Origin of the sequence: Pseudomonas sp. MM211, from assembly GCF_020386635.1 — a bacterium.
Lineage (GTDB): Bacteria > Pseudomonadota > Gammaproteobacteria > Pseudomonadales > Pseudomonadaceae > Aquipseudomonas.
Genome location: NZ_CP081942.1, coordinates 4,619,676 through 4,643,251 on the forward strand (window position 1 = coordinate 4,619,676; position 23,576 = coordinate 4,643,251).

The 23,576-nt window shown below is 61.2% G+C and carries 22 protein-coding genes and 1 pseudogene; 12 read left to right on the forward strand and 11 right to left on the reverse strand.

The annotated features are described in order from the left end of the window. Nucleotides 1-595 precede the first annotated feature (595 nt). The 3 genes from K5Q02_RS21305 to K5Q02_RS21315 all read left to right on the forward strand — a co-directional run bounded on the left by K5Q02_RS21305 (nucleotide 596) and on the right by K5Q02_RS21315 (nucleotide 4,854). On the forward strand, nucleotides 596-1,870 hold the full coding sequence (locus K5Q02_RS21305; RefSeq protein WP_225833997.1) for an OprD family outer membrane porin: 1,275 nt from the start codon (nucleotides 596-598) through the stop codon (nucleotides 1,868-1,870). 297 nt (nucleotides 1,871-2,167) lie between these two features. Continuing rightward, nucleotides 2,168-3,883 carry a proline--tRNA ligase gene (locus tag K5Q02_RS21310; RefSeq protein WP_225833999.1) on the forward strand — a complete coding sequence of 572 codons (1,716 nt, stop codon included), beginning with the start codon at nucleotides 2,168-2,170 and terminating at the stop codon, nucleotides 3,881-3,883. Nucleotides 3,884-3,900: 17 nt separating this feature from the next. Then, a complete protein-coding gene (locus K5Q02_RS21315; RefSeq protein WP_225834001.1) occupies nucleotides 3,901-4,854 on the forward strand; it encodes a hypothetical protein in 954 nt (317 codons plus the stop codon). Here K5Q02_RS21315 and K5Q02_RS21320 read toward each other — a convergent pair. Together K5Q02_RS21320 and K5Q02_RS21325 are read right to left on the reverse strand one after the other, a co-directional pair. Then, nucleotides 4,851-5,123, reverse strand: a complete 273-nt coding sequence (locus K5Q02_RS21320) for an acylphosphatase (RefSeq protein ID WP_225834003.1) — start codon at nucleotides 5,121-5,123, stop codon at nucleotides 4,851-4,853. The two genes, K5Q02_RS21315 and K5Q02_RS21320, sit on opposite strands and share 4 nt — an antisense overlap. 4 nt (nucleotides 5,124-5,127) lie before the next feature. Beyond that, the gene (locus tag K5Q02_RS21325; RefSeq protein ID WP_225834005.1) at nucleotides 5,128-5,607 is read right to left on the reverse strand and encodes a TlpA disulfide reductase family protein; all 480 of its coding nucleotides are present in this window, start codon (nucleotides 5,605-5,607) and stop codon (nucleotides 5,128-5,130) included. Nucleotides 5,608-5,637: 30 nt separating this feature from the next. Here K5Q02_RS21325 and K5Q02_RS21330 point away from each other — a divergent pair, with 30 nt between their 5' ends. Together K5Q02_RS21330 and K5Q02_RS21335 are read left to right on the forward strand one after the other, a co-directional pair. Beyond that, nucleotides 5,638-7,035 (forward strand): PilZ domain-containing protein, encoded by a 1,398-nt coding sequence (locus tag K5Q02_RS21330; protein ID WP_225834006.1) that lies wholly within the window; start codon nucleotides 5,638-5,640, stop codon nucleotides 7,033-7,035. 104 nt (nucleotides 7,036-7,139) lie between these two features. Beyond that, on the forward strand, nucleotides 7,140-7,538 hold the full coding sequence (locus K5Q02_RS21335) for a hypothetical protein (RefSeq protein ID WP_225834009.1): 399 nt from the start codon (nucleotides 7,140-7,142) through the stop codon (nucleotides 7,536-7,538). A gap of 355 nt (nucleotides 7,539-7,893) precedes the next feature. On the opposite strand, the pseudogene K5Q02_RS21345 reads toward K5Q02_RS21335, so the two are convergent. Next, a pseudogene (locus tag K5Q02_RS21345) lies at nucleotides 7,894-9,122 on the reverse strand (YihY family inner membrane protein). A gap of 278 nt (nucleotides 9,123-9,400) precedes the next feature. On the opposite strand from K5Q02_RS21345, the gene arsC reads away from it, so the two are divergent. Genes arsC through K5Q02_RS21360 form a run of 3 tightly spaced genes read left to right on the forward strand, consistent with a single transcriptional unit; the run spans nucleotide 9,401 to nucleotide 10,777 of the window. Then, nucleotides 9,401-9,754 (forward strand): arsenate reductase (glutaredoxin), encoded by a 354-nt coding sequence (gene arsC / locus K5Q02_RS21350; protein ID WP_225834011.1) that lies wholly within the window; start codon nucleotides 9,401-9,403, stop codon nucleotides 9,752-9,754. Then, nucleotides 9,751-10,371 (forward strand): NAD(P)H:quinone oxidoreductase, encoded by a 621-nt coding sequence (gene wrbA, locus K5Q02_RS21355; protein ID WP_225834013.1) that lies wholly within the window; start codon nucleotides 9,751-9,753, stop codon nucleotides 10,369-10,371. Before arsC ends, wrbA begins: the two co-directional genes overlap by 4 nt. Continuing rightward, the gene (locus K5Q02_RS21360; RefSeq protein WP_225834015.1) at nucleotides 10,355-10,777 is read left to right on the forward strand and encodes a DUF2069 domain-containing protein; all 423 of its coding nucleotides are present in this window, start codon (nucleotides 10,355-10,357) and stop codon (nucleotides 10,775-10,777) included. Before wrbA ends, K5Q02_RS21360 begins: the two co-directional genes overlap by 17 nt. A gap of 200 nt (nucleotides 10,778-10,977) precedes the next feature. On the opposite strand, the gene hda is transcribed toward K5Q02_RS21360, so the two are convergent. The 3 genes from hda to K5Q02_RS21375 form a co-directional block, all read right to left on the reverse strand. Next, entirely contained in the window at nucleotides 10,978-11,682 is a 705-nt protein-coding gene (gene hda / locus K5Q02_RS21365) for a DnaA regulatory inactivator Hda (protein WP_225834016.1), read from the reverse strand. Between the two features lie 186 nt (nucleotides 11,683-11,868). Then, nucleotides 11,869-12,939: an AI-2E family transporter gene (locus K5Q02_RS21370; protein ID WP_225834018.1), complete on the reverse strand. Its 1,071-nt coding sequence runs from the start codon at nucleotides 12,937-12,939 to the stop codon at nucleotides 11,869-11,871. A gap of 115 nt (nucleotides 12,940-13,054) precedes the next feature. Next, nucleotides 13,055-14,137, reverse strand: a complete 1,083-nt coding sequence (locus K5Q02_RS21375) for a DUF2066 domain-containing protein (protein WP_225834026.1) — start codon at nucleotides 14,135-14,137, stop codon at nucleotides 13,055-13,057. A 302-nt stretch (nucleotides 14,138-14,439) separates the two neighbouring features. Here K5Q02_RS21375 and purM point away from each other — a divergent pair, with 302 nt between their 5' ends. The 4 genes from purM (at nucleotide 14,440) to K5Q02_RS21395 (ending at nucleotide 17,273) form a co-directional block, all read left to right on the forward strand. Next, nucleotides 14,440-15,498, forward strand: coding sequence for a phosphoribosylformylglycinamidine cyclo-ligase (purM, locus tag K5Q02_RS21380; protein WP_225834028.1), 1,059 nt, complete (start codon nucleotides 14,440-14,442; stop codon nucleotides 15,496-15,498). Next, on the forward strand, nucleotides 15,498-16,172 hold the full coding sequence (purN, locus tag K5Q02_RS21385) for a phosphoribosylglycinamide formyltransferase (RefSeq protein WP_225834036.1): 675 nt from the start codon (nucleotides 15,498-15,500) through the stop codon (nucleotides 16,170-16,172). The genes purM and purN overlap by 1 nt, the downstream gene beginning before the upstream one ends. Then, nucleotides 16,157-16,873, forward strand: coding sequence for a DUF3108 domain-containing protein (locus K5Q02_RS21390; protein ID WP_225834038.1), 717 nt, complete (start codon nucleotides 16,157-16,159; stop codon nucleotides 16,871-16,873). The genes purN and K5Q02_RS21390 overlap by 16 nt, the downstream gene beginning before the upstream one ends. Before the next feature lie 223 nt (nucleotides 16,874-17,096). After that, entirely contained in the window at nucleotides 17,097-17,273 is a 177-nt protein-coding gene (locus K5Q02_RS21395) for a hypothetical protein (RefSeq protein ID WP_225834040.1), read from the forward strand. Nucleotides 17,274-17,331: 58 nt separating this feature from the next. Here the strand turns inward: K5Q02_RS21395 and K5Q02_RS21400 are convergent, their stop codons facing one another. From K5Q02_RS21400 to cysM, 5 genes are all read right to left on the reverse strand, one after another. Next, a complete protein-coding gene (locus tag K5Q02_RS21400; RefSeq protein WP_225834042.1) occupies nucleotides 17,332-17,871 on the reverse strand; it encodes a DUF2058 domain-containing protein in 540 nt (179 codons plus the stop codon). Nucleotides 17,872-17,950: 79 nt separating this feature from the next. After that, a complete protein-coding gene (mazG, locus tag K5Q02_RS21405) occupies nucleotides 17,951-18,778 on the reverse strand; it encodes a nucleoside triphosphate pyrophosphohydrolase (RefSeq protein ID WP_225834043.1) in 828 nt (275 codons plus the stop codon). 59 nt (nucleotides 18,779-18,837) lie between these two features. Then, nucleotides 18,838-21,087, reverse strand: a complete 2,250-nt coding sequence (gene relA / locus K5Q02_RS21410; RefSeq protein ID WP_225834045.1) for a GTP diphosphokinase — start codon at nucleotides 21,085-21,087, stop codon at nucleotides 18,838-18,840. A 184-nt stretch (nucleotides 21,088-21,271) separates the two neighbouring features. Next, a complete protein-coding gene (gene rlmD / locus K5Q02_RS21415) occupies nucleotides 21,272-22,621 on the reverse strand; it encodes a 23S rRNA (uracil(1939)-C(5))-methyltransferase RlmD (protein ID WP_225834067.1) in 1,350 nt (449 codons plus the stop codon). Beyond that, nucleotides 22,621-23,526, reverse strand: a complete 906-nt coding sequence (cysM, locus tag K5Q02_RS21420) for a cysteine synthase CysM (RefSeq protein WP_225834076.1) — start codon at nucleotides 23,524-23,526, stop codon at nucleotides 22,621-22,623. Before cysM ends, rlmD begins: the two co-directional genes overlap by 1 nt. Between the last annotated feature and the right edge of the window lie 50 nt (nucleotides 23,527-23,576).

Sequence of the window (23,576 nt, forward strand, 5' to 3'; positions counted from 1 at the left end):
TGCCTTGGAAATTTAACCCTGACAGCGACGCACCAAAAATGCGCAAAAACGCCACAAGCAATTTCCAGGGCGCACCATATTGTTTCCCGAAGTAAACATTTGAGAAACATCCGACTCCTTAATTAAAAATCATTATCAAGAAAACCGGCAAAAATATTCCTCCTATTAATAAGCTCCCTAAGTACAACAGCAGAAATGAAAAGTTTAGGTCGGGAATTTGTATCTTTGCTCAGCGGAGCGGCCCATTCAGAGCCCGGAGGCCTATTTATTTGGCCGCTTTAGCAATTTGAGCACGAGTCTTGCTTTAAAGCCTGTAACGCTCATCTTCAGGGCAACGTGGTAACGTCACCGCGCCTGATCAAGAGCTGAAAAATAGTCGGTAGGTGCTGCACGGGTGGGGATTCTTGAGATTGCGATGTGCCTTCTTGAGCCTTTCGACAGAGCTGCGGAGTGCGACCAGTGGATAGATTGAAACTATCGCCATACAAAGCACCGTGCTATAAGTTCCATCCGACACAAAAAGAAATAGAGCTGCTCTCCATAACAACCAATTGAGCAGTGGAACTACTCTTCTAAACCAAAGGAGCAAATCACGATGCGAGTGATGAAGTGGAGCGTAATGGCCCTGGCAGTAGCCGCGGGTACCTCTCAAATGGCAGTGGCTTCGGATCAATCCGAATCCAAGGGTTTCGTCGAAGACAGCAGCCTGTCGCTCCTTGCGCGCAGCATGTACTACAACCGCGATGCTCGTAATGGTGCTGCTCGCAACGTCGATAGCAGTGGCAATCGTGTCGGCTACTCCGAAGAGTGGGGCGCCAGCGCTCGTGCTCTGTTCGAATCCGGCTTTACTCAGGGTACCGTTGGATTCGGCGTGAACGCTTATGCCGGCACCCTGTTCCAACTGGACACTGGTAGCGGCCGTCGTGGCGTTGGCATGTTTCCGGAGAACGAAGGCAAAGACCTGACCATCGCCAATGCTGCGGTCAAGGCTCGCTTCTCCAACACCGTAGTGACCTACGGTTCGCAACTGCCTGCTCTGCCGGTTCTGGCTTACGATGACGGCCGTCTGCTGCCGGAAACCTTCGAAGGCACCATGATCACCAGCACCGAGATCGAAGGTCTCGAACTGAACGCTGGCCGCTTCACCGCTCAGAACTCCATGCGTCAATCCGGTCGCGACAGCGCTGGTCTGAAGTCGATCAACGTATTCGGCGGCTCTTACTCCTTCACTGACGACCTGAGCGCTGCCCTGTACCACAGCGACCTGGAAGATCAGTACAAGCGTAACTACGCCAACCTGAACTACAATCTGCCGCTGACCGAAGAACAAGCCCTGAGCTTCGACTTCAACATCTACGACAGCGATTACGATCGCGAAGTTGGCGGTGGCGACAACACCATCTGGAGTCTGGCGGCCAAATACAGCGTCGGTGCTCACGCCTTCACTATCGCTCACCAGCGCAACACTGGCAGCCAGGGCTTCATTTATGGCGGCGGCGACGGTGGCGGTGCGATCTTCGTAGCCAACAGCTTCCTGTCTGACTTCAACCTGGAAGACGAGCGCTCCTGGCAAGCCAGCTACGACATCAATTTCGCATCGTACGGTGTTCCAGGCCTGACCTTCAAAACCGCTTACATCTGGGCTGACAACATCACTTCCCGCGAAGACGGCGTGATCACCAATACCAACGGTAAAGAGCACGAGTTCTTCAACCAGGTGGCGTACACCGTTCAGAGCGGTGCAGCCAAGGATCTCTCCTTCCGTCTGCGTGCCTCGCTGCTGCGTGCCAACTCCGAAGTTAGTGACGTCAACATTGATGACACCAACGAAGTCCGCTTCTACGTGAACTACCCGCTCAGCGTTCTGTAATCTCGCGAAAGCCTGATAACAGTTCAGAAAACCCGGCTTAGGCCGGGTTTTTTATTGACTGAAAGAAACCTCAAAGCAAATCAGTCACGAACAAGTGCATTGAAACGGCCAGCGATCGATTCCGGACGCCCATAGGCGCACCAATACCGACTACCAGCGCCAAGGTGGCGCCTCAATTTGGCGCACACACCCTTCCACCATACCCCTCTGACATTCTGCGTCCTGTACGCAACAGAGCTGTCGCCGTACAATGCCGAGCCATAAAAATCCCCTTTGCAACCGACAGAACGGCCCATCATGCGTACCAGTCAGTTCCTGCTTTCTACCCTCAAAGAAACGCCTTCCGATGCTGTCGTCATCAGCCACCAGCTGATGCTGCGCGCCGGGATGATCCGCAAGCTCGCTTCCGGCCTGTACACCTGGCTGCCGATGGGCCTGCGCACCCTGCGCAAGGTGGAGAGGATCGTGCGCGAAGAGATGGATGCCGCTGGTGCTCTGGAAGTGTTGATGCCCGCCATTCAGCCTGCCGAACTGTGGCAGGAGTCCGGCCGTTGGGTGCAGTACGGCCCGGAACTGCTGCGCGTCAAGGATCGCCATGACCGCGAGTTCTGCGTTGGCCCGACCCACGAAGAGGTCATCACCGACCTGGCGCGCAACGAGCTGAACAGCTACAAGCAGCTGCCGTTGAACATGTACCAGATCCAGACCAAATTCCGCGATGAAATCCGCCCACGCTTCGGTTTGATGCGTGGCCGTGAATTCATCATGAAGGATGCCTACTCCTTCCACGCCGATCAGGCTTCGCTGCAGCAGACCTATGACCGCATGCATCAGGCCTACTGCAATATCTTCACCCGCCTGGGCCTGAACTTCCGCCCGGTGGTGGCCGACAACGGTTCGATCGGTGGCGCTGGCTCGCACGAATTCCATGTGCTGGCCGACTCCGGCGAAGATGACATCGTGTTTAGCAATGTCTCCGACTACGCCGCCAACATCGAGAAGGCCGAAGCGATTCCTCGCGAGACCACTCGCCCGGCAGCCAGTGAAGAACTGCGCCTGATCGACACACCAAACGCGAAAACCATCCAGCAACTGGTGGATGGCTTCGATCTGCCTATCGAGCGCACCATCAAGACGCTGATCGTGCATGCCGAAGAAGAAGGCAAGCTGATCGCGCTGATCATCCGTGGCGATCACGAGCTGAACGAGATCAAGGCCGGCAACCAGCCGGGCGTTGCCAGCCCGCTGTTAATGGCTTCGGATGCCGAGCTGCGCGCAGCCATCGGTGCAGGCGCAGGCTCTCTGGGCCCGTTGAATCTGTCGCTGCCAATCATCATCGACCGCTCGGTCGAGCTGATGAGCGATTTCGCCATCGGTGCCAACATCGACGACAAGCACTATTTCGGCGTCAACTGGGAACGCGACCTACCTGTGCCGACCGTTGCCGACCTGCGCAACGTGGTGGCCGGCGATCCGAGCCCGGACGGCCAGGGCACCCTGGAAATCAAGCGCGGCATCGAAGTCGGGCACATCTTCCAGCTGGGTACCAAGTACAGCGAATCGATGAACTGCCAGGTTCTGGGCGAGAACGGCAAGCCCGTCACCCTGAGCATGGGCTGCTACGGCATCGGCGTTTCCCGCGTGGTGGCAGCAGCTATCGAGCAGAACTCCGACGAGCGCGGCATCATCTGGAACGACACCCTGGCGCCCTTCCAGATCGCGCTGGTACCACTGCGCTACGAAACCGACGCGGTACGCGAGGCGACCGACAAGCTGTATGCGGAACTGACCGCTGCCGGCTTCGATGTATTGCTCGACGACCGTGACAAAAAGACCAGTCCGGGCATCAAATTCGCGGACATGGAATTGATCGGCATCCCGCATCGCATCGTGGTCAGCGACCGCGGCCTCGCCGAAGGCAATCTGGAATACAAGAGCCGCGTGGAAACCGCGGCTCAACCAGTTGCCGTTGCCGATGTCCTGTCGTTCATCCAGAACCGTATCCGCCGCTGACCCGCCAAAGAGCCGTCATGTTCAAGCGAAGCACCTTACGCCTCGTCGGCGCCACTACCTGTGGCGCCATCCTCCTCACTGGCTGTGCCAATCATTTGCCACAGCGCAGCGAGCACGAGGAGCGCATCGAGCGCAAACTGTTGAGCCACAGCCTGCAGATCGACGTCGGCCAGCCTCAGGTTCTGGAGCTGCCGCAGCGTCGTGTACGGGTGCACGAGCAGAAGGTCTTCGAAGTGACGCCCTTCGAGGTCACACGCCACTACGATCGCTACACGCCGTATCAGCCCTGGCGCGAAATCTATGAAGTGCCGCTGGGCGCGGTGGCCATCGTCGGCGGCGTCGGTGCCAATGTGCTCAACGTGGTGGCCCTCGGTCGCTTGCCGGACACGGCGACCAAGGACTGGATCAGCTATGGCGTGGCGGGTATCAATCCGTTCATGAACGTCGAGTCCAACGGCCGTTCGCAACAGAACCTGGCCGGTATCGACGAAAAGCGTCAGGAAACCCGTACCGAATATTCCAGCCTGCCTTGGGGCGAGCGTCCGGTGCTGATCAAGGCCGGCGACCAGACCCACGAATTGCTGACCGATCACAACGGCGTGCTACGCCTGAACCTGCTCGACGGCCCCTTCGCCGATCAGGATATCGCCCGTATCGGCACGCTGCTGCTGACGGTCACCGACGATCAGGACTCGACCAGTGCCGAGGCCACTCTGCTGGTCAGCCGTACCCTGCGCGGCAAGCTGCGCGAGGCCCATGATCTGATCTATGACGATCTGGAAGGCGCGGAAGTCGAGCAATGGGTACATCGCGTCAAGCGCTTGTCCGAACTGGGGCTTGAAGAAGAAGCCAGCGAGCTCGAGCAGAGCCTGATCGAACTAACCCGCAACGACCCAGAACTGCAGGCGGCGTTTCTCAAATCGCTAACCGATGACGCTGGACGGCTGGTCGCCGACCCGGGCGAGGATTAACGGACGACGAATTGCGTGTGGCCTTGCAAAGGCTGCTCCTGCAGCGCTAGCTCAGTCACGTTCGCCGGGAGCGGCCCGTTCTCCAGCCAACCGGCCAACGCACGCACAGCGGTCATGTCACCTTCGAAAGACACTTCCACTCGGCCATCGCTCAGGTTGCGCACCCAGCCGGACAGCCCAAGCCGCAGAGCCTCGGCGGCAGTACTTTGGCGAAAGCCGACGCCCTGAACGCGCCCACTGATATGCCCTTGCAGACTCAAACTGGCCACCGCGTTATCCCTCCTGGCGCAATGCGCTCAAGCGCGCCTTGAGACTTTCGGCATTCTGCTCGCCGAGCAGCCGTTCCCGTACCTTGCCCTTGTCATCAACGATGTAGGTCACCGGCAGTGCATCGCTGGGCGGCAAGCCATAGTGCTCGGCAGGATCCTTGGCCAGCACGGTGAATTCGATGCCAAGCGCTTCGGTTGCACGGGAAAGCTCATCACCCTGCAAGCCATCGAAGTTCACACCGAATACGCTTATCGACTGTTTCTCCAGTTCCGGGGCCAACGCATTCAGCTCGGGGATCTCGGAACGGCATGGGCCGCACCATTCAGCCCAATAATTGATAACCAGCCACTGGCCTTCCAGACGCTCAACCGCTACCTTTCGCCCATGCTGGTCGACACCGAAGTCATCCCCGCATCCCGCCAGTGCCAACCCGGCGGCGAGCACCATCATGATCCGAATGACTGACTGGAGTCGCTTTACCATGGAAACGGCCCTCATACCGGTAGTGTTGCTATGACACTGGATGCCTCGCAGCTCGACGTGCCCGACGCGCCCCAGACCAATTCGATCACCCAAACCGAACTCGCCGAGCGTCTCTGCGCGGCCCGCCAGCAGGCTGTAGAAGCAGGATTGCAAGAGGCACTCGCACTGCTTGCGCGCCTCAACCGCAGCACAATGACCTTACTCGAAAGACAACGCACGCTGCAAAACTTCAGCGATGAATATCGCCATTATCACGCAGCCAGCCACGCTACACCGTCGGTTCCGCTGCTCATGCTGTGTAGCGAACTGGCCATCGGCTTCAAGCGCCTGCTGCTGCAGATATTCCAGGGGCACAAGCCATCGCCCCCGCATCTGGCCTGGTGCCTGTATATGGCTCAGCACTTCATCGCACAGACGCTGCTGCGCCATTATCAACAGTATCGCGAGCCCGCCCCCGAGCTGTGGCGCGATAGCCACTTGCTGTACTGGCTAGGCGAACAGCAGGACTGCCTCGACGAGCCTGTGGCAGCAGCGTTTCTGCCAACGCCCGCCGACACGCTACGCGGCCTTTACCAGCAGACACTATTGCTGGCTCTCAGCAATCCGCCGCACCTGCATCCAGAAGAAAGCGAGCGGCTGTTCACCGCCCTGGCACCGCTGGCAGCGACCGCCAGACTACTGCCATGGGATACCGAGGACAAATCCGAAGGCGCACTGATCGACCTGGCTCGGGCTCAGCCCTGCCTGACCTATCTGCAACGACCGCAAGCAAGCTCCGACACATTGCGTCGCTTGGAGCTGGGCGCGTTACTGGTAGCGCTGAGCGAACCGGCGCCACTGCAGAGCGCCGCAGAACGCGAGCTGCTCGAGCGGGTGCAGCAGCACTGGCAAGGCAACAATCAACGCCGTCACCTACGCACGCCGCAGCAAAGCGATTGCCGACTGGCGGTTGGCGTACCGGCCATTCATGCCCAGTTGCTCGAGCAACGCCCGCACTGCACACCGGGGCAGATTCTCGATATTGGCCCAGGCGGCGCACGCCTGCTGTGCTCGGCCCAGGCGGCGAGCACGCTGCCCATCGGCCAACTGGTGCTGCTGATCGCCGATAGCGATGTCCTTGCGCTGGTTTGCTGGCGGCACCTGAATGCCGAAGGCCTGCATCTCGGTCTGCGCTACCTGAAGGGCCTGGCGCAACCGACCTGGCTCAGGCGCACGCCCAGCAGCCAACCCCATCTCGGCATCCTGCAGAGCACACCGAAACCCCGCAACGGCTGGCACCACGGCCTGTGGGTGCCACGCAACCAGTTCGCCGACGGAGAGAATCTCTGGCTGCAGCTACCTAACGCGGTCAGCCAGAACCAACTGCAACTGCCGCCCTGCAACCTGGCCAGCGCCACGGTGAGCCGCCACCCTCTCGAACTGCCATAAATGAGAGGCCGGTCACACCGAACGCCGGCCTGGCGCACAGTCTTGCAACAGGTCGGCTCTTTATACTTTCCCGCTGACTTCCTTTTGCAGCCAGGGAAAGCCCCATGCCCAACGCTCACGACACGCTGATCGGCCACGTACCCGCGCACCTCATCGAGAGCGCGCACCTGCAACTTACCGCTTACGAAGGTCGCGTGGCCGAATTCAACATCGCCGCCTGGCTGCATCTACCGGGCCAGGCCAACAGCCTGGTGTCGCTGCAGGTCAGCTACCGCGACGCTGGCCAACTGCGCTCGGTGAACCTGGATCACGCCAAGGTGGGCGCCCAGGACAGAATCCTCCTGTCGGGCATTGCGCGCCTAGCCGTTTCGCAACGCATCGAAGACATGCAGATTCGCCTACGTACGGCGCTGCCGCGAATCGAGGTGAAAGTGGAAGAGCTGTTCGTGCAGGCCGTCGAGCCAGCACTCGCGCAAACGCAAGGAAGTCAGGCGAACGCCTGACTGGCGGGCGCATCCACGCCGGGTTCAACGGGGCTCGAAAGAGTGCCTGACGGCACGCCCTTTTCCATTACGCAAACGAGAGATTCCGGCCAATGGCTGAATCTGAGTCCGGTAATGCGATTCAGGCTTTCCAGCGCAGCCCTGCTATCACGCGGATGAAGCATGACGACCTTCCCTGTGGCGTTACTCATGGCATGCATTCCCCGACCCGGATACTGAAAACCTATTGAGTATGGCACTTAGCCAGAATCATGCCATTGTACTGGCGCCAGTTAAACGACGAAACAGCCATGCCTCCATCGAGCTTCACAGCAACATCCTTGCCCAACCGAACACTCAACTGGCGCGCAATCTGTCATTTTTTGTCACCCCCGTCTCCTTCCAGCCAGTGCGCCAGACTGTCACCGAACAGCAGTGTCTGCTCTTCGTGCAGGCGCTGCAGGGCCTGACGCAAGTCGGGATACCAGGGCTCGTCCAGCTCTGCCGGTAGCTGATTAAGATACGGTAGCGGCCAGGGGCTACGCTCCAGCAACTGCTGCAACGAATAGTGGCCAAGATCGCGACTGAGCATCCAGCTGTCTCCCCCCGTACAGGCCACCAGACGCTGGCTCTCGAGAAAGCTCAACACCTCTTCCCATTCATGCCCTGGCAACAGCCAACCCTGCCGCTGAACGTCCCGATGACGCACCTTCAGCCCAGAGCGCTGCCGCGACTGGAAAACCCGCAGAATACCCAGCAGCACCAGCACACGGGGCATCGCCTGCTTGCGCCAGTGGTGGGATACACCCAGATTGCACACCAGCTCGGCACCGACGAGCACGATCAGCCAGGACATGTAGATCCACAACAGAAACAGCGGCACTGTGGCGAACGCGCCGTAGATCAATTGGTAGCCTGGAAAAAGGCGCACGTAGATGCCGAAAAGCGCCTTGGCAAGCTCCAGCAGTATCGCCGTGAAAAGGCCACCCCAGAACGCATGCCGCAGCGGCACGCGGGCATTCGGTACCGCGGCGTAGAGCAGCGTGAACGCCGCGACACTGAACAGCAGAGGCGTGAAACGCAGCAGCGTCTTGGCACCGACGACGGCATCTGGCCCACTGAGCAGCGAAAGCGAGGCGATATAGGTGCTGACGGCAAAACCGGCGCCGAGCAGCATCGGTCGAGGCTGAGAATCGCCCAGTACAGCAGGAAGGTCGAAATGCCGCGACGCGGCTGCCGAACCCGCCAGATGGTGTTGAAGGTGCGCTCGATGGTCACCAGCATCCAGAACGCCGTCACCGCCAGTACCGCGACGCCGATCCAGGTCAGTTGACGAGCCTGCGTGGTGAAATCGCTCAGGTACTCCTGCAGCGCCTCACCCGCCGAGGGCACGAAGTTATGGAATATGAACGCCTGGATCTGCTCGCCACTGCCCTGAAAAGCGGGGACTGCAGATAGCATGGCAAAGGTGACCGTCATCATCGGCACCACGGCGAACAGCGTGGTGTAAGTCAGGGCAGCCGCATTGTCGGCACCGCGGTTTTCGAAAAACCGATGCCAGAGAAATCGCACGAACTCCCACCAATCGCGCAAAAATTGCTGCATACCTACCTCTCAGAACCGATCCATATCTCGCGAACTACAGCCATACAGGCACCACGCTTCGCACGGCGTCAGAGCACTACGCCAGTGAATCGAAAAGGCCAGGTACTGGTGAAGCCAAAGCCCCTGGAAACGGGCCGGGTTCACGAAAAGGCAATATAGGCGACGCATAACAGACGCTGAGTGTGCACTTAGGTTCGTATCCATTGCCGCACCTGGTTCAGTGCAGGGCGCCTACGTGGTTAGAATAGCGCTCACCTGCCGCCAGAAGCGACTACCTCATGACCGACCTGACGCTCTACCACAATCCGCGCTGTTCCAAATCTCGAGGTGCACTGCAACTGCTCGAAGAGCGCGGTGTACAGCCAACGGTGCTGCTGTATCTGGAAACGCCCCCCAGCGCCGAGGAATTGCGTGACCTGCTGGCCAAGCTGGGCATCACCGCACGGCAACTGCTGCGCAGCGGCGAAGACGAATACCGCGAGTTGAAGCTGGCGAACGAGGCGCTCAGCGAAGCGCAACTGATCGAGGCCATGGCCGCTCACCCACGCCTGATCGAACGCCCGATCCTGATCGCCGGCGACCGCGCGGTGATCGGCCGCCCCCCCGAGAACGTTCTGGATCTGCTGCCATGAGCAATGACTACATCCTCGTGCTGTATTACAGCCGACATGGCGCCACCGCCGAGATGGCCCGCCACATCGCCCGCGGCGTGGAGATGCAAGGCCTGGAAGCGCGCCTGCGTACCGTACCGGCAGTGTCTGCCGAGTGCGAAGCGGTAAGCGCTGCGATTCCGGCCGAGGGTGCCCCGTATGCCAGCCTCGATGACCTGAAGAACTGCGCCGGCCTGGCCATGGGTAGCCCGACTCGCTTCGGTAACATGGCAGCACCACTGAAGTACTTCCTCGACGGCACCAGCAATCTGTGGCTGACCGGCAGTCTGGTCGGCAAGCCGGCCGGCGTATTCACCTCCACCGCCAGCCTGCATGGCGGCCAGGAAAGCACGCTGCTGTCGATGCTGCTGCCGCTGTTGCACCACGGCATGCTGATCACCGGCCTGCCCTACAGCGAATCGGCACTGGTCGAGACACGCGGCGGCGGCACGCCTTATGGCGCCAGCCATCACGCAGGGGCTGATGGTAAACGCGCGCTGGACGAGCACGAAACCACACTGTGCCGTGCCCTCGGCCAACGCCTGGCGACTATCGCTCTCAAACTGGGAAATGGAAATGACCGTGGGCAGAACCGCTAAGCCGCTTCCCAGCATCGACTGGCTACTGCCACGCCTGCGCCTGTGCCGCTACCTGAGCCTGGCCAGTTTTCTGGGCCTGGCGGCCTTGCTGTTGATCTGGAACCTGGGCTACGCAGCGGTACCCAGCTCATTGCTGTGGGCGGTGCTGGCCTTCCAGATGCTGCCCCTGCTGCTGCTCGCCCCAGGCATCATCGGCGGCCACCCGCGGACGCATTCCTGGGCCTGCTTCGTGGTCAACCTGTACTTCATCCAGGGCGTGCTCGCCGCCTTCGACCCGTCGAAGCAGTTGTTCGGCTGGCTGGAAATTCTCCTCAGCCTGAGTCTGTTCACCAGCGCGCTATTCTACACCCGCTGGTGCGCGCAATATCAGCGCATTGGCGCAAGCAGCGGCGCTGCGGAGGAATAGGATCGCCCGCAAGCGGGCTCCTACATGACTGGCGCCGATTAAGCCGTGTAGGAGCCGGCTTGCCGGCGATTGGTCATCATGCAGTGGATCGGCTGGATGCCTGCCATCGCATCGCCCGCAAGCGGGCTCCTACAATTAGCACTAGCCCTGTAAGAGCCGGTAGCGTCAGCTCAGCAAGCGAACCAGAGCCTGGGCGCCGACTACCAGCCCAACGTTTCTTTCAGGAAGGGAATGGTCAGCTTGCGCTGGGCCTGCAGTGAGGCCTGATCGAGGCGTTCGAGCAACTCGAACAAGGCGCTCATGCTGCGCTCGCCACGGGTGAGAATGAAGCGTCCGACGTCATCGCTCATATGCAGCCCGCGACGCGACGCACGCAATTGCAGCGCGCGCAGCTTGTCTTCGTCGGACAGCGACTGTAGCTGGAATACCAGTGCCAGGGTCAGGCGTGATTTCAGGTCGGGGAGTTTGATCGGCAACTCGCGAGGCGAGGCGTTGGCCGCCAGCAGCAGGCGGCGGCCGCTGTCACGCAGGCGGTTGAACAGATGGAACAGGGCTTCTTCCCAGATACGCTGCCCAGCTGCCGCTTCGAGGTCGTCCAGACAAACCAGCTCGAACTGCTCGAGATTATCGAGAATCTCCGGGCCGTACTGCACCACCTCGGCCAGCGGCAGGTAAACGGCGCGTTCACCGAGCTGCTCGAAACGCAGGCAGGCGGCCTGCAACAGATGGCTGCGACCGACGCCCTCACCGCCCCACAGATAAATCAGGCTCTCCGTCCAGCCAGCATCTGCTTCGCACAGGCGCTCGACATACCCCAGAGCTGCGGCATTGGCGCCCGGGTAGTAATTGGCAAAGGTGGCGTCGTCACGCAGACGCACACCCAAGGGCAACTGAATCGGCTTCATGCTGGGGGCAGGGCTCGTCGGAGCCAGATCGAGGCTCTGGATAAAGGTGGCAAAGTTTATACCCTTGGAGGCGCCCTGTCATTGCCGTACTTTCCAAGGCAATACAAGGGTTTACGCAACCAGAGCGGTGCCGCACCAAGTTGCCCGCAAAGCGCTAGCAACCTGGCAACGGCCATGCCGAGGATTTCAGACGCTGGGCTTCTCTCCGCTGTAAGCCTCGGACTGTTTGTACAGGTCATGCGCATGACGCAGCAGCACCATGATCACCGCCGCCACCGGCAACGCCAGCAGAATGCCGGTGAAACCGAACAACTGCCCGCCCGCCATGATGGCGAAAATCACTGCCACCGGATGCAGACCAATACGATCACCGACCAGCAGCGGCGTCAGCAGCATGCCCTCGAGCATCTGCCCCACGACGAATACACCGGCAATGGCCAGCAACGGATAGGGATCACCGCCGAACTGGAATAGACCCGCCACCAGCGCCGCACCGATACCGACCACCACACCGAGATAAGGCACGATGCTGGCGAGACCCGCCAGCAGGCCGATCAACAGGCCCAACTCCAGGCCGATGGCCATCAGGCCGACCGAATACATCACCCCCAGCGCGAGCATCACCAACAACTGCCCACGCAGGAAGGCGCCCAGCACCTCATGGCACTCAGCGAACAGCTTCACCACAACGCCCTCGTTGTCGCGCGGCACCAGGCCGCGCAGCTTGGCTACCAGCAGATCCCAGTCACGCATCAGGTAAAAGCTGACCACTGGAATCAACAGCAGGTTGGCAACCCAGGCCATCAGCGCCAGGCTCGACGCCGTCACCTGGGAAAGAATCAGCCCGGCGATATCGGTGGTCTGCCCCAGATGGCCAGAGATCGCCGCCTTGAGCTGATCGAAACGCCAGAACCCCTCATTGAGCCCCAGCTTGACCTGAACCCACGGCAACGCCTGGTTCTGCGCCCAGTCGAGCATTTGCGGGAGCAGTTCGTAGAGGCGCGCCAGCTGCTTGCCGAGCATCGGGATGAGCACCAGCATCGCCAGGGCGATCAGCAGCGTGAACAGCGCGAACACCACGATCACGCCCCAGGTGCGCGACAGTTTCAGACGCTCCAGACGATCCACCAGCGGATCGCCGAGATAGGCGATCAGTATGCCGATCAGAAAAGGCGAAAGGATCGGATGCAGCACGTACAGGAAGCCACCCAGCACCAGCAATGCAGCTATCCATAGCCAGCGAGACGAAAGGGGCATGCTCAATCCTCAGGGGGGAAGTAACGGGTCACGGCGCACTGACCGCTATCCGGGCAGGCGGCAGCCAGTCCGGAGCAGTCGACAGCGAAACGGTTCGGTTCAGATTAGCGGAAGTCTACCAGCGAAAACGCAGGACATCGTCACGCGGCACGATAGTGGGCTCAGTAGGCAACGCCGGTGGCTCGACAGGCACCTGGCCGGCATCCACGGGCACTGGCGCTTCGGCCTCGGCGGGCGCCTCGGCAGCCAGTTCGGCGGCGGAGACTTCACGCAACTGTAGCAACGCCAGCTGGGTACGCAGTTGCTCGACGCTGGCGCTGACCTTGTAGGTCAGGCGATCAGCCTGTACGGACTGCAACTGCGCACCGAAGGGCTCGAGCACGCGCTGCAGCTCGGCGTAGCGCGACAGGTCGGCACCGATTATTTCCACGGTCTGGGTGCTGGTCGCTCCCGGCGCGACCACGAATTTCGTCGCTAGGCGCTCGCTGACGGCCAGCAGCACAGCATCGGCCAGAGCAGCCTGATCGGCGCCTTCGGCCTTGCCCTGCTCGCGCTCTTCGCCCAACCATAGTTGCCAGCTGGCCTGCCACTTGCCGTCGGCCTCGCTGGCACGAACCGCCAGCAACGCATCGGCGCCGTAGCGCTCGGAGGCCGAGCGCAAGGAATCCGGATCCTTCGCGCCAAGATTCTCGCTGGTCGCCAGTAACTGCTCGCTAAGATCAGCCAGCGGCAAGCGCAGCGGCAGGCCACGATGTTGCGCGGCCTGGCGCAGGGGTTCGGCACTGGCTTGACCATCACCGACCATGTTCGATCCATTGGCCGTATCGTTCAGCCACCAAGCCAGAATGGCAGGACGATTGACGCCCCACAGCGGTAGCCCTGCCTGGCGTAGCGAGCGATCCGTGGACACGGCATCGAAATCGACCACCAGATGATCACCCTCGTAACCATACTGACTGACGATCTGCTGAGGATCCTTGCGCAGCTCCGCGAGCGCATTGCCCTTGACCGCCTCAGGCTTGCCGGTCAGGCGCAGCACCAGCGTCTCCACGGCGCGCTGCAAGGCAGCATCACGCTCTTCGGGCTGCTGGCTGGCGACCGGCTCCTTCACCTGATAGAGGTCACTGACCGTAGCCGCCAAGGTCGGCAGGCTGAGGAGCGACAGGCAAAGAAGCAGCGGGCGGAAGGTCGGGCGCATGAATTGGGACTCTCGACGAAAAGAAGGCGGCGCACGGCAGAAGCCGAGGCGTTATACCTTAGGGGCTGTTGCCATCGCATCGCAAGCCGCGTTGCCACGTGAGACGCTGGCGCCGTGTCCGTTTGTGACCTGCGCCCAGAGCATGGGTTTCATTTTCAAGCCTCGCAGACACATCGATCAGCCTCCGCACGGCGCTGTGGCTGGCCGCTGCCGGGCAAGCCTGATAAAATCGCGCGCCTTCGCAGAACGGCCCCGAGGGGCCGGTGCTATTCCGACTTTCCCCCTTCCAAAGGCCTGGATCTATGAGCAAGCAACCCTCCATCAGCTACAAGGACGCAGGTGTAGATATCGACGCAGGCGAAGCCCTGGTCGAGCGCATCAAGGGCGTAGCCAAGCGCACCGCCCGTCCTGAAGTCATGGGTGGCCTGGGTGGCTTCGGCGCCCTGTGCGAGATCCCGGCCGGCTACAAGCAACCCGTACTGGTCTCCGGCACCGACGGCGTTGGCACCAAGCTGCGCCTGGCCCTGAACCTGAACAAGCACGACAGCATCGGCCAGGATCTGGTCGCCATGTGCGTGAACGATCTGGTGGTCTGCGGTGCCGAGCCGCTGTTCTTCCTCGATTACTACGCCACCGGCAAGCTCAACGTCGACGTAGCGGCTACCGTGGTTACCGGTATCGGCGCTGGCTGCGAACTGGCCGGCTGCTCGCTGGTTGGTGGTGAAACCGCCGAGATGCCTGGTATGTACGAAGGCGAAGACTACGACCTGGCCGGTTTCTGCGTTGGCGTCGTGGAAAAAGCCGAAATCATCGACGGTTCCAAAGTCGCCACTGGCGACGCACTGATCGCGCTGCCCTCCTCCGGCCCGCACTCCAACGGCTATTCGCTGATCCGCAAGATCCTCGAAGTATCCGGCACCGATATCGAGAAGACCGAGCTCGACGGCAAGCCGTTGGCCGATCTGCTGATGGCACCGACGCGCATCTACGTCAAACCGCTGCTCAAGCTGATCAAGGACACCGGCGCGGTCAAGGCCATGGCCCACATCACGGGTGGTGGCCTGCTCGACAACATCCCACGCGTACTGCCGGACAACGCTCAGGCGGTGATCGACGTGGCCAGCTGGCAACGTCCGGTGGTGTTCGACTTTCTGCAGGAAAAAGGCAACGTCGACGAGCACGAAATGCACCGCGTGCTGAACTGCGGCGTGGGCATGGTCATCTGCGTAGCCCAGGAGCACGTCGAAGTTGCCCTGCAGGCCCTGCGTGCCGCGGGTGAGCAGCCGTGGGTCATCGGCCAGATCGCCGCTGCCGCCGAAGGTGCCGAGCGCGTCGTGCTGAACAACCTGAAAAGCCACTGATGCCGCGACCCTGCAACGTGGTGGTGCTGCTGTCCGGCACCGGTAGCAATCTTCAGGCGCTGATCGACAGCATCGACCAGGGCGAAAACCCGGCGCGCGTCGTCGCGGTGATCGCCAATCGCAGTGATGCCTTCGGTCTGCAGCGAGCGCGGGACGCGGGCATCGCGACCCGCGTTCTCGAACATGCCGAGTACGACGGGCGCGATGCCTTCGATCAGGCGCTGATGCAGTCCATCGACGCCTTCGCGCCACAACTGGTGGTGCTGGCGGGCTTCATGCGTATCCTCACGCCTGCGTTCGTGCGTCACTACCACGGACGCCTGCTGAACATTCACCCCTCGCTGCTCCCTCGCCACAAAGGCTTGCACACCCATCGACGCGCTCTGGAGGCCGGAGATGCCGAACATGGCTGTAGCGTGCACTTCGTCACGGAGGAACTCGATGGTGGCCCTCTGGTCGTACAGGCAGTAATCCCGGTACAGTCGCAAGACACTGCCGCCAGCCTAGCGCAGCGGGTTCACGTGCAAGAGCACCAGATCTATCCGCTCGCCGTGCGCTGGTTCGCCGAAGGCCGTTTACGGCTCGGTGATTCGGGCCCGCTGCTCGACGGTAATGCGTTGCCGGCCACCGGCTACCTCATCAACAGCAAGGAGACTCCATGCGCCGCGCCCTAATGTTAGCCCTGGCGTTGTTCAGCCTGCCTGCCCTCGCCGAAGAGCCCAAGCCCTTCTCCGCCAACTACACCGCCGACTGGAAACAGGTTCCGGTCAGCGGTTCGGCCGAACGCAGCCTACAGAAGCTCGATGATGGTCGCTGGCAACTGGTCTTCAAGGCCTCCATGCTGGTCGCCGGCCTAACCGAGCAGAGCACCTTCACGGTCGAGGACGATGCCTTCCTGCCGCAGAGCTACAAGTTCGAACGCAGCGGCCTGGGCAAGAGCAAGGATGTCGAATTCGATTTCGACTGGTCGCAAAAACAGGTGATCGGCAGCGATCGTGGCGACCCTGTGCGCTTCCCGCTGAACCGCGGCATGCAAGACAAATCGACCTACCAGCTCGTCCTGCAGCATGACGTTGCCGCCGGCGAGAAGAGCATGAGCTACCAGGTGGTCGATGGTGACGAAATCGAAACCTACGACTTCCGTGTGCTCGGCGAAGAAGTGGTGCGTACCAGCGCCGGCCTGATCGATGCGATCAAGGTCGAACGCGTGCGTGACCCGACGCAGAGCAGCCGCAAGACCATCCTCTGGTTCGCCAAGGACTGGGACTACCTGCTGGTGCGCCTGCATCAGGTAGAAAAGGACGGTAAGGAATACCAGATCATGCTCAAGTCGGGCACGGTCGACGGCAAGACGGTCGAAGGTCGTCGCGACTGAGGTCGAGCCGCAACAGAGAAAAAACCGGGCATGTCCCGGTTTTTTTACGCCTGCAAAACGTAGCCAGGCCGACCTATTACAGAGCCGCTGCAAATCCTCGAACGAAGCGCTTGCGGAACTTGTAACTAATTACTACAGTCGTAATTGTGTCGTTGCTTAGCAGCCTAAGCACGACCGTAAAGGCTTTGCGCCGCATCTATCCGGCAAAACTGGAGAAACAAGAATGAGCGTAGTAGTAGTGACCGAGCGTGACGAACACCACATGTCTCATGAAGCCCAGGCCGAAGGCAAACGCATCTGGGACGTCCACCAGAACGACCAGCTGGTCGGCATATTCCCCTCTGAAGAAGAGGCAGTCGCCTACCAGGCGGAACTGGAATCCTCCGAAGTCGCCCACTAGCACTTACCGGAATCGCAATAAAAAGCCCGCAGATCGCGGGCTTTTCAATGTCAGGCACTCACCACATCAGGTCGTCAGGTACCTGATACGCGGCGTACGGATCATCCTCGTCCGGCGCTTCGGTTGGCGTGTTGAGCAACAGGATGCGCTGCGGGTCGCGCTCCTGAATCTTCAGCGCCGCCTCGCGAGGAATCACTTCGTAACCGCCACCATGGCGGACGATGGCCAGCGAACCGCGGCTGAGCTTGTCGCGCATCAGCGCATTGACTGACAGGCGCTTGACCTTCTTGTCATCGGCGAAGTTGTAGTAATCCTCGGTGGTCAGCTTGGGCAACCGGGAAACCTCGATCAATTGCTTGATCTGCGCCGCGCGAGCTTTCTGCTCGGTCTTTTCCTGCTGCTGACGATTGAGTTCCTGATCTCGCGCTGCTTTCTCGGCCTTGGCCTGCTGGGCGGCCAACTGGCCAGAATTGTCTTCTTCGGCCTGCCCTTTCTTCACCAGCCGCTGCTGCTTGTGCTGTTGCTTACTGGCCTGCTTGACCTGCTTCTCGTTGACCAACCCGGCCTTGAGCAACTGGTCACGTAATGAAATCGCCATAACCTTCCTATCCGCAGACAATTTAATGAGATGGGACACGCCCATCGGATTTCCATCAAGGTGGCTGTGCCGCCCTGAGTCAGCAGCCTCGCAGCTTCTCGTTTTTCTTGGCCTCGCCCCACAGGGCATCGAGCTCATCCAGTGTGCAATTCTCGATGGGCCGCCCCGCTTCGCGCAATGCCTGCTCGATAAAACGGAAGCGCCGCTCGAATTTTTCATTGGCTGCCCGCAGCGCCGCTTCCGGGTCGACCTTCAGGTGCCGCGCCAGATTGGTGGCACTGAACAACAGGTCACCGATTTCCTCGGCAATAGCTTGCGGATCGTTTTCGCTGATCGCTTCGAGCACTTCATCCAGCTCTTCGCGCACCTTATCGAGCACCGGCAGTGCATCGGGCCAGTCGAAACCGACCAGCGCAGCACGGCCCTGCAGCTTCTTGGCTCGGCTCAGGGCTGGCAATCCATTGGGCACGTCATCGAGCAATGACAGTTGCTGGGGGGCCGCTGAGCGTTCCGCCCGCTCTTCGGCCTTGATGGTCTCCCAGCGCTGTTTGACCTCGGCCTCGCTCAACCGCGGCTGATCCACAGGTCCATACAGATCACCATCAGGAAATACATGGGGATGGCGGCGCACCAGCTTGCGGGTGATGCCATCGACCACATCGGCGAACTCGAAACGCCCTTCTTCCCTGGCCAACTGGCTGTAGTAAACCACCTGAAACAGCAGGTCGCCGAGTTCACCGGGTAGTTCGGAAAACGCCTCACGCTCAATGGCATCCGCCACTTCATAGGCTTCTTCGAGGGTGTGCGGCACGATGCTGGCGTAGGACTGGCGCAGATCCCAGGGGCAACCGTACTGCGGGTCGCGCAGGCGGGCCATCAGGTTGAGCAGGTCGGTAAGTTGGTACATGGAGTTTTCCAGTCGATGCAGGCGTGAGGCGCGGGAACGCCTCACGCCTGTCTGGCGGCTCAAGGCGCTCGGTGGCGACGCGCCTCGATGATGTTGGGCAGTTGCGACAGGCGGCCCAGCAAACGACCTAGCGCATCCAGCCCAGGAATTTCAACGGTCAGCGACATCGACGCCGTGTTGTCTTCCTTGTTGGAGCGGGTGTTGACCGCAAGCACGTTGAGTCTCTCGTTGAGCAGCAGCTGGGTCACGTCACGCAACAGACCGGAGCGGTCGTAGGCGCGAATGATGATGTCCACCGGGTAGGTTTGTACCGGCACCGGCCCCCAGCTGACCTGGATGATCCTTTCCGGCTCGCGCCCGCCCAGTTGCAGCACCGCCGCGCAATCCTGCCGGTGGATGCTGACACCGCGCCCCAGCGTGATGTAGCCGACGATGGGATCGCCCGGCAGTGGCTGGCAGCAGCCGGCCATCTGCGTCATCAGGTTGCCTACGCCCTGAATCTGGATATCGCCGCGCTTGCCCGGTTTGAAGCCTTGGGCCTTGCGCGGAATCAGTTCGAGCTGCTCATGCCCGCGCTCGGGCTCGACCAACTGCTGCGCCAGGTTGACCAGCTGAGCCAGGCGCAAGTCGCCGGCACCGAGGGAGGCGAACAGATCCTCGGCGGTACGCAGATTGGCTTTCTCGGCGAGTTTTTCGAAGTCCACCGGCGACAACGCCACCCGCGCCAGCTCGCGCTCGAGCATCGCCTTGCCGGCCGCAACGTTCTGGTCGCGATCCTGCAACTTGAACCAGTGAACGATTTTCGCCCGCGCCCTGGAGGTAGTGATGTAACCGAGGTTGGAGTTCAGCCAGTCACGACTCGGCGTGCCCTGCTTGCTGGTGATGATCTCCACCTGCTCGCCGGTCTGCAGGCTGTAGGTCAGCGGCACGATGCGGCCATTGATCTTGGCGCCGCGGCAGTTGTGGCCGATCTCGGTGTGCACACGGTAGGCGAAATCCAAAGGCGTAGAGCCCTTGGGCAGGTCGATGGCATGGCCGTCGGGGGTGAATACGTACACCCGATCCGGCTCGATATCGACACGCAACTGCTCGGCCAGGCCACCGATATCGCCCAGCTCTTCGTGCCACTCGAGCACCTGACGCAACCAGGAGATCTTTTCTTCGTAATGGCTGCTGGCGCCCGATTTGACGTCGGTGCCCTTGTAGCGCCAGTGGGCGCAGACGCCAAGTTCGGCCTCTTCATGCATGTTGGAGGTGCGGATCTGCACCTCCAACACCTTGCCCTCGGGGCCCAGCACTGCAGTGTGCAGCGAGCGGTAGCCATTCTCCTTGGGGTTGGCGATATAGTCGTCGAACTCCTTGGGGATGTGCCGCCACAAGGTATGCACGATACCCAGCGCGGTGTAGCAATCACGTACGGCCGGCACCAGCACGCGTACTGCACGCACGTCGTAGATCTGACTGAACTGCAGGCCTTTGCGCTGCATTTTGCGCCAGATCGAATAGATGTGTTTCGCCCGACCGCTGATATCGGCCTGAATGCCGGTGGCTTCCAGCTCCTCGCGCAGCTGTTCCATCACTTCGTTGATGTAGTGCTCGCGATCCAGCCGACGCTCGTGCAGCAGGTTGGCGATCTGCTTGTACTGCTCGGGCTCGAGGTAGCGGAAGGACAGATCCTCCAGCTCCCACTTGATATGGCCGATACCCAGGCGGTGGGCCAACGGTGCGTAGATATCGAATACTTCACGGGCGACGCGCTGGCGACGCTCTTCGTCGGTGTCCTTCACCGCGCGGATCGCGCAGGTTCGCTCGGCCAGCTTGATCAGTGCGACACGCACGTCGTCGACCATCGCCACCAGCATCTTGCGCAGGTTGTCGACCTGGGCCTGGGAACCCAGTACCAGAGACTCGCCGCGTGGATTGAGGCTGGCGCTGATGGCGGCCATACGCAGCACACCTTCGATCAGCTTGCCGACGACCAGACCAAAACGCTGACGAACATCAGCCAGGGGAATCTTGCCTTCGCGCACACCGCGATAAATGACGCCTGCGACCAGGGAATCCTGATCGAGTTTGAGATCGGCGAGGATCTCCGCGATCTCCAGCCCGGCACTGAAACTGGACGCACCTTCAGTCCACAGGTTCTGCGCCGCATTGGCCTGCTGCTCGGCCGCTCGAGCGAACTCGCAGGCGTCACGCAGGGCATCGCGATCGAGTGCCGGATCGACACTCGTGACGTGCTCCAGCCAAGCCTCGAGATTGATACTGCCATCATCGTTGGTGGGCTGGTGCGCTCTAACCTGAACCATCTCTACCTTCCCTACAGCGGGGCGTGCCCCGCTAAATGTCGCCAAGCTTCTGCGAGCCGGTCGGTTTGACCACATCGGCGCAATCCCTGTGCGCCATTGCACTTAGTATCTCTCTACATTCTGAAACCTGCTCACAAGCTGGCAAGCCAGCCGATGAGCGATGTTCAGTAAACGCTGCAGACTCTCAACGCTCGAACAGCGCCATTGCCTCAACATGTGCCGTTTGCGGAAACATGTCCAGAATACCGGCTTTTTTCAGACGATAACCCTGCCGCAACAATTCGCCACTGTCCCGCGCCAGGGTCGTCGGGTTACAGGATACGTAAACCAGTCGTTTGGCCCCGAGACCGGCGATCTGCTGAACCACCTGCAACGCGCCATCACGCGGCGGGTCGAGCAGAATGGCGTCGAAACCACCCGCTGCCCACGCGGCCTCGGTCAGCCGATTTGACAGATCCGCCTGATAAAAGTGCGCATTGCTCAGGCCGTTGGCGCGGGCATTGTCTGCCGCGCGCTCGACCATGGCCTGCACACCTTCCACGGCAATCACTTCACGTGCCTGCTGGGCCAGCGGCAAAGCGAAGTTGCCCAGCCCGCAGAACAGATCCAGCACCCGCTCATCGCTACGCGGCGCCAACCACTGCAAGGCCTGGGCCACCATCGCCTCGTTAACGGCGGCATTAACCTGCACGAAGTCGCCAGGGCGATAGGCCAGTTGCAGGTTCCAGGTGTCAAGGCGATAGCCCAGTTGCTGTGTGGCATCTACTGGCTGCGGCTCACCCTCACCCTGCAGCCACAGTTGGGCACGATGCACCGAGCAGAATGCCTGCAAACGGGCCAGATCCACTTCACTCAATGCTTCGGTATGGCGCACCAGAACAGCGCTAGCGGTGCCCTGGAACAGCTCGATATGGCCAATGGCCCGAGGCGCCTGCAGCCCGCTCAGCAGCGCTGGCAACGCGAGCAAGATGGGCTGCAGCGGCTCGACCAGCACGGGGCATTCACCAACGGCGACGATGTCCTGGCTGGATGCTGCACGAAAGCCGACTTCCAGTCGCTTGCTGCGCATATCCCAACGCACGGCGATACGCGCGCGACGGCGGTAGGCGAATTCGGGGCTGGTCAGCGGCTCAGCCCAGGTTTCGGGTTGCAGCCCGCCAAGACGCTCGAGCTGTTCGGCAAGCATCCGTTGTTTGAGAGCAAGCTGTTCGCCGTGGGGAATGTGCTGCACGCTGCAGCCGCCACACACGCGGGCGTGTACGCACGGCTCATCGCGCCTGTCGGGGCTGGCCTGGAAGACCCGCTCGGTGCGCGCCTCCACCACCTTACTGCGAGCGCCGAGCACGCGGGCTTCGACCTCTTCACCGGGCAACGCACCGCTGACGAACCAGGTTCGGCCTTCGATGAACGCGATACCGCGGCCGTCGTTGGCCAGGCGCTCGATCTTCAGGCGCTGTTTCTTGCCGACCGGCACCTGAGCGGCACGCGTGCCGCCGCTCGGCTGGAAGCGCAGGCCGCCATTCTTGCCGGCCATCAGTTCTCCGTAGCGTCGTACACGCCAGTGGAGAGATAGCGGTCACCGCGATCACAGATGATAGCAACCAGCACCGCGTTCTCCAGTTGCTTGGACAGGCGCAGCATGGCCGCGACCGCGCCACCGGAGGAAACGCCGCAAAAGATGCCTTCCTCGCGCGCCATACGGCGCATCACGTCCTCGGCCTCGGTCTGCGCCATGTCGACGATGTGGTCGACACGCTCGGATTCGAAGATCTTCGGCAGGTACTCTTCAGGCCAGCGACGGATGCCCGGAATCGCCGAGCCTTCCATCGGCTGCAGACCGACGATCTGCACGCCTGGGTTTTGCTCTTTGAGGTAGCGCGACACGCCCATGATGGTGCCGGTGGTGCCCATGGAGCTGATGAAATGGGTGATCTGCCCGCCCGTCTGGCGCCAGATTTCCGGGCCGGTACCGGTGTAGTGGGCGACCGGGTTGTCGCCGTTGGCGAACTGATCGAGCACCTTGCCGCGGCCGTCGGCCTGCATGGCGAGAGCCAGGTCACGGGCACCTTCCATGCCCTCCTCCTTGCTCACCAGAATCAACTCGGCGCCGTAGGCGGTCATCGCCGCCTTGCGCTCGGCGCTGGAGTTATCCGGCATGATCAAGATCATCTTGTAACCCTTGATCGCCGCAGCCATGGCCAGCGCGATGCCGGTATTGCCCGAGGTCGCTTCGATCAACGTATCGCCGGGTTGGATATCACCGCGCAGTTCGGCACGGGTGATCATCGACAACGCCGGGCGATCTTTCACCGAGCCGGCCGGGTTGTTGCCTTCGAGTTTCACCAGCAGGGTGTTGCTGGTAGTGCCAGCCAGTCGTTGCAGGCGAACCAGAGGCGTATTGCCGACGCATTCGGCGATCGTGGGGTATTGCGGGGTCATAGCGTCGATCGAGTCCAGACGGCTGCAGGGGGCCGTAATGATACCGGCAA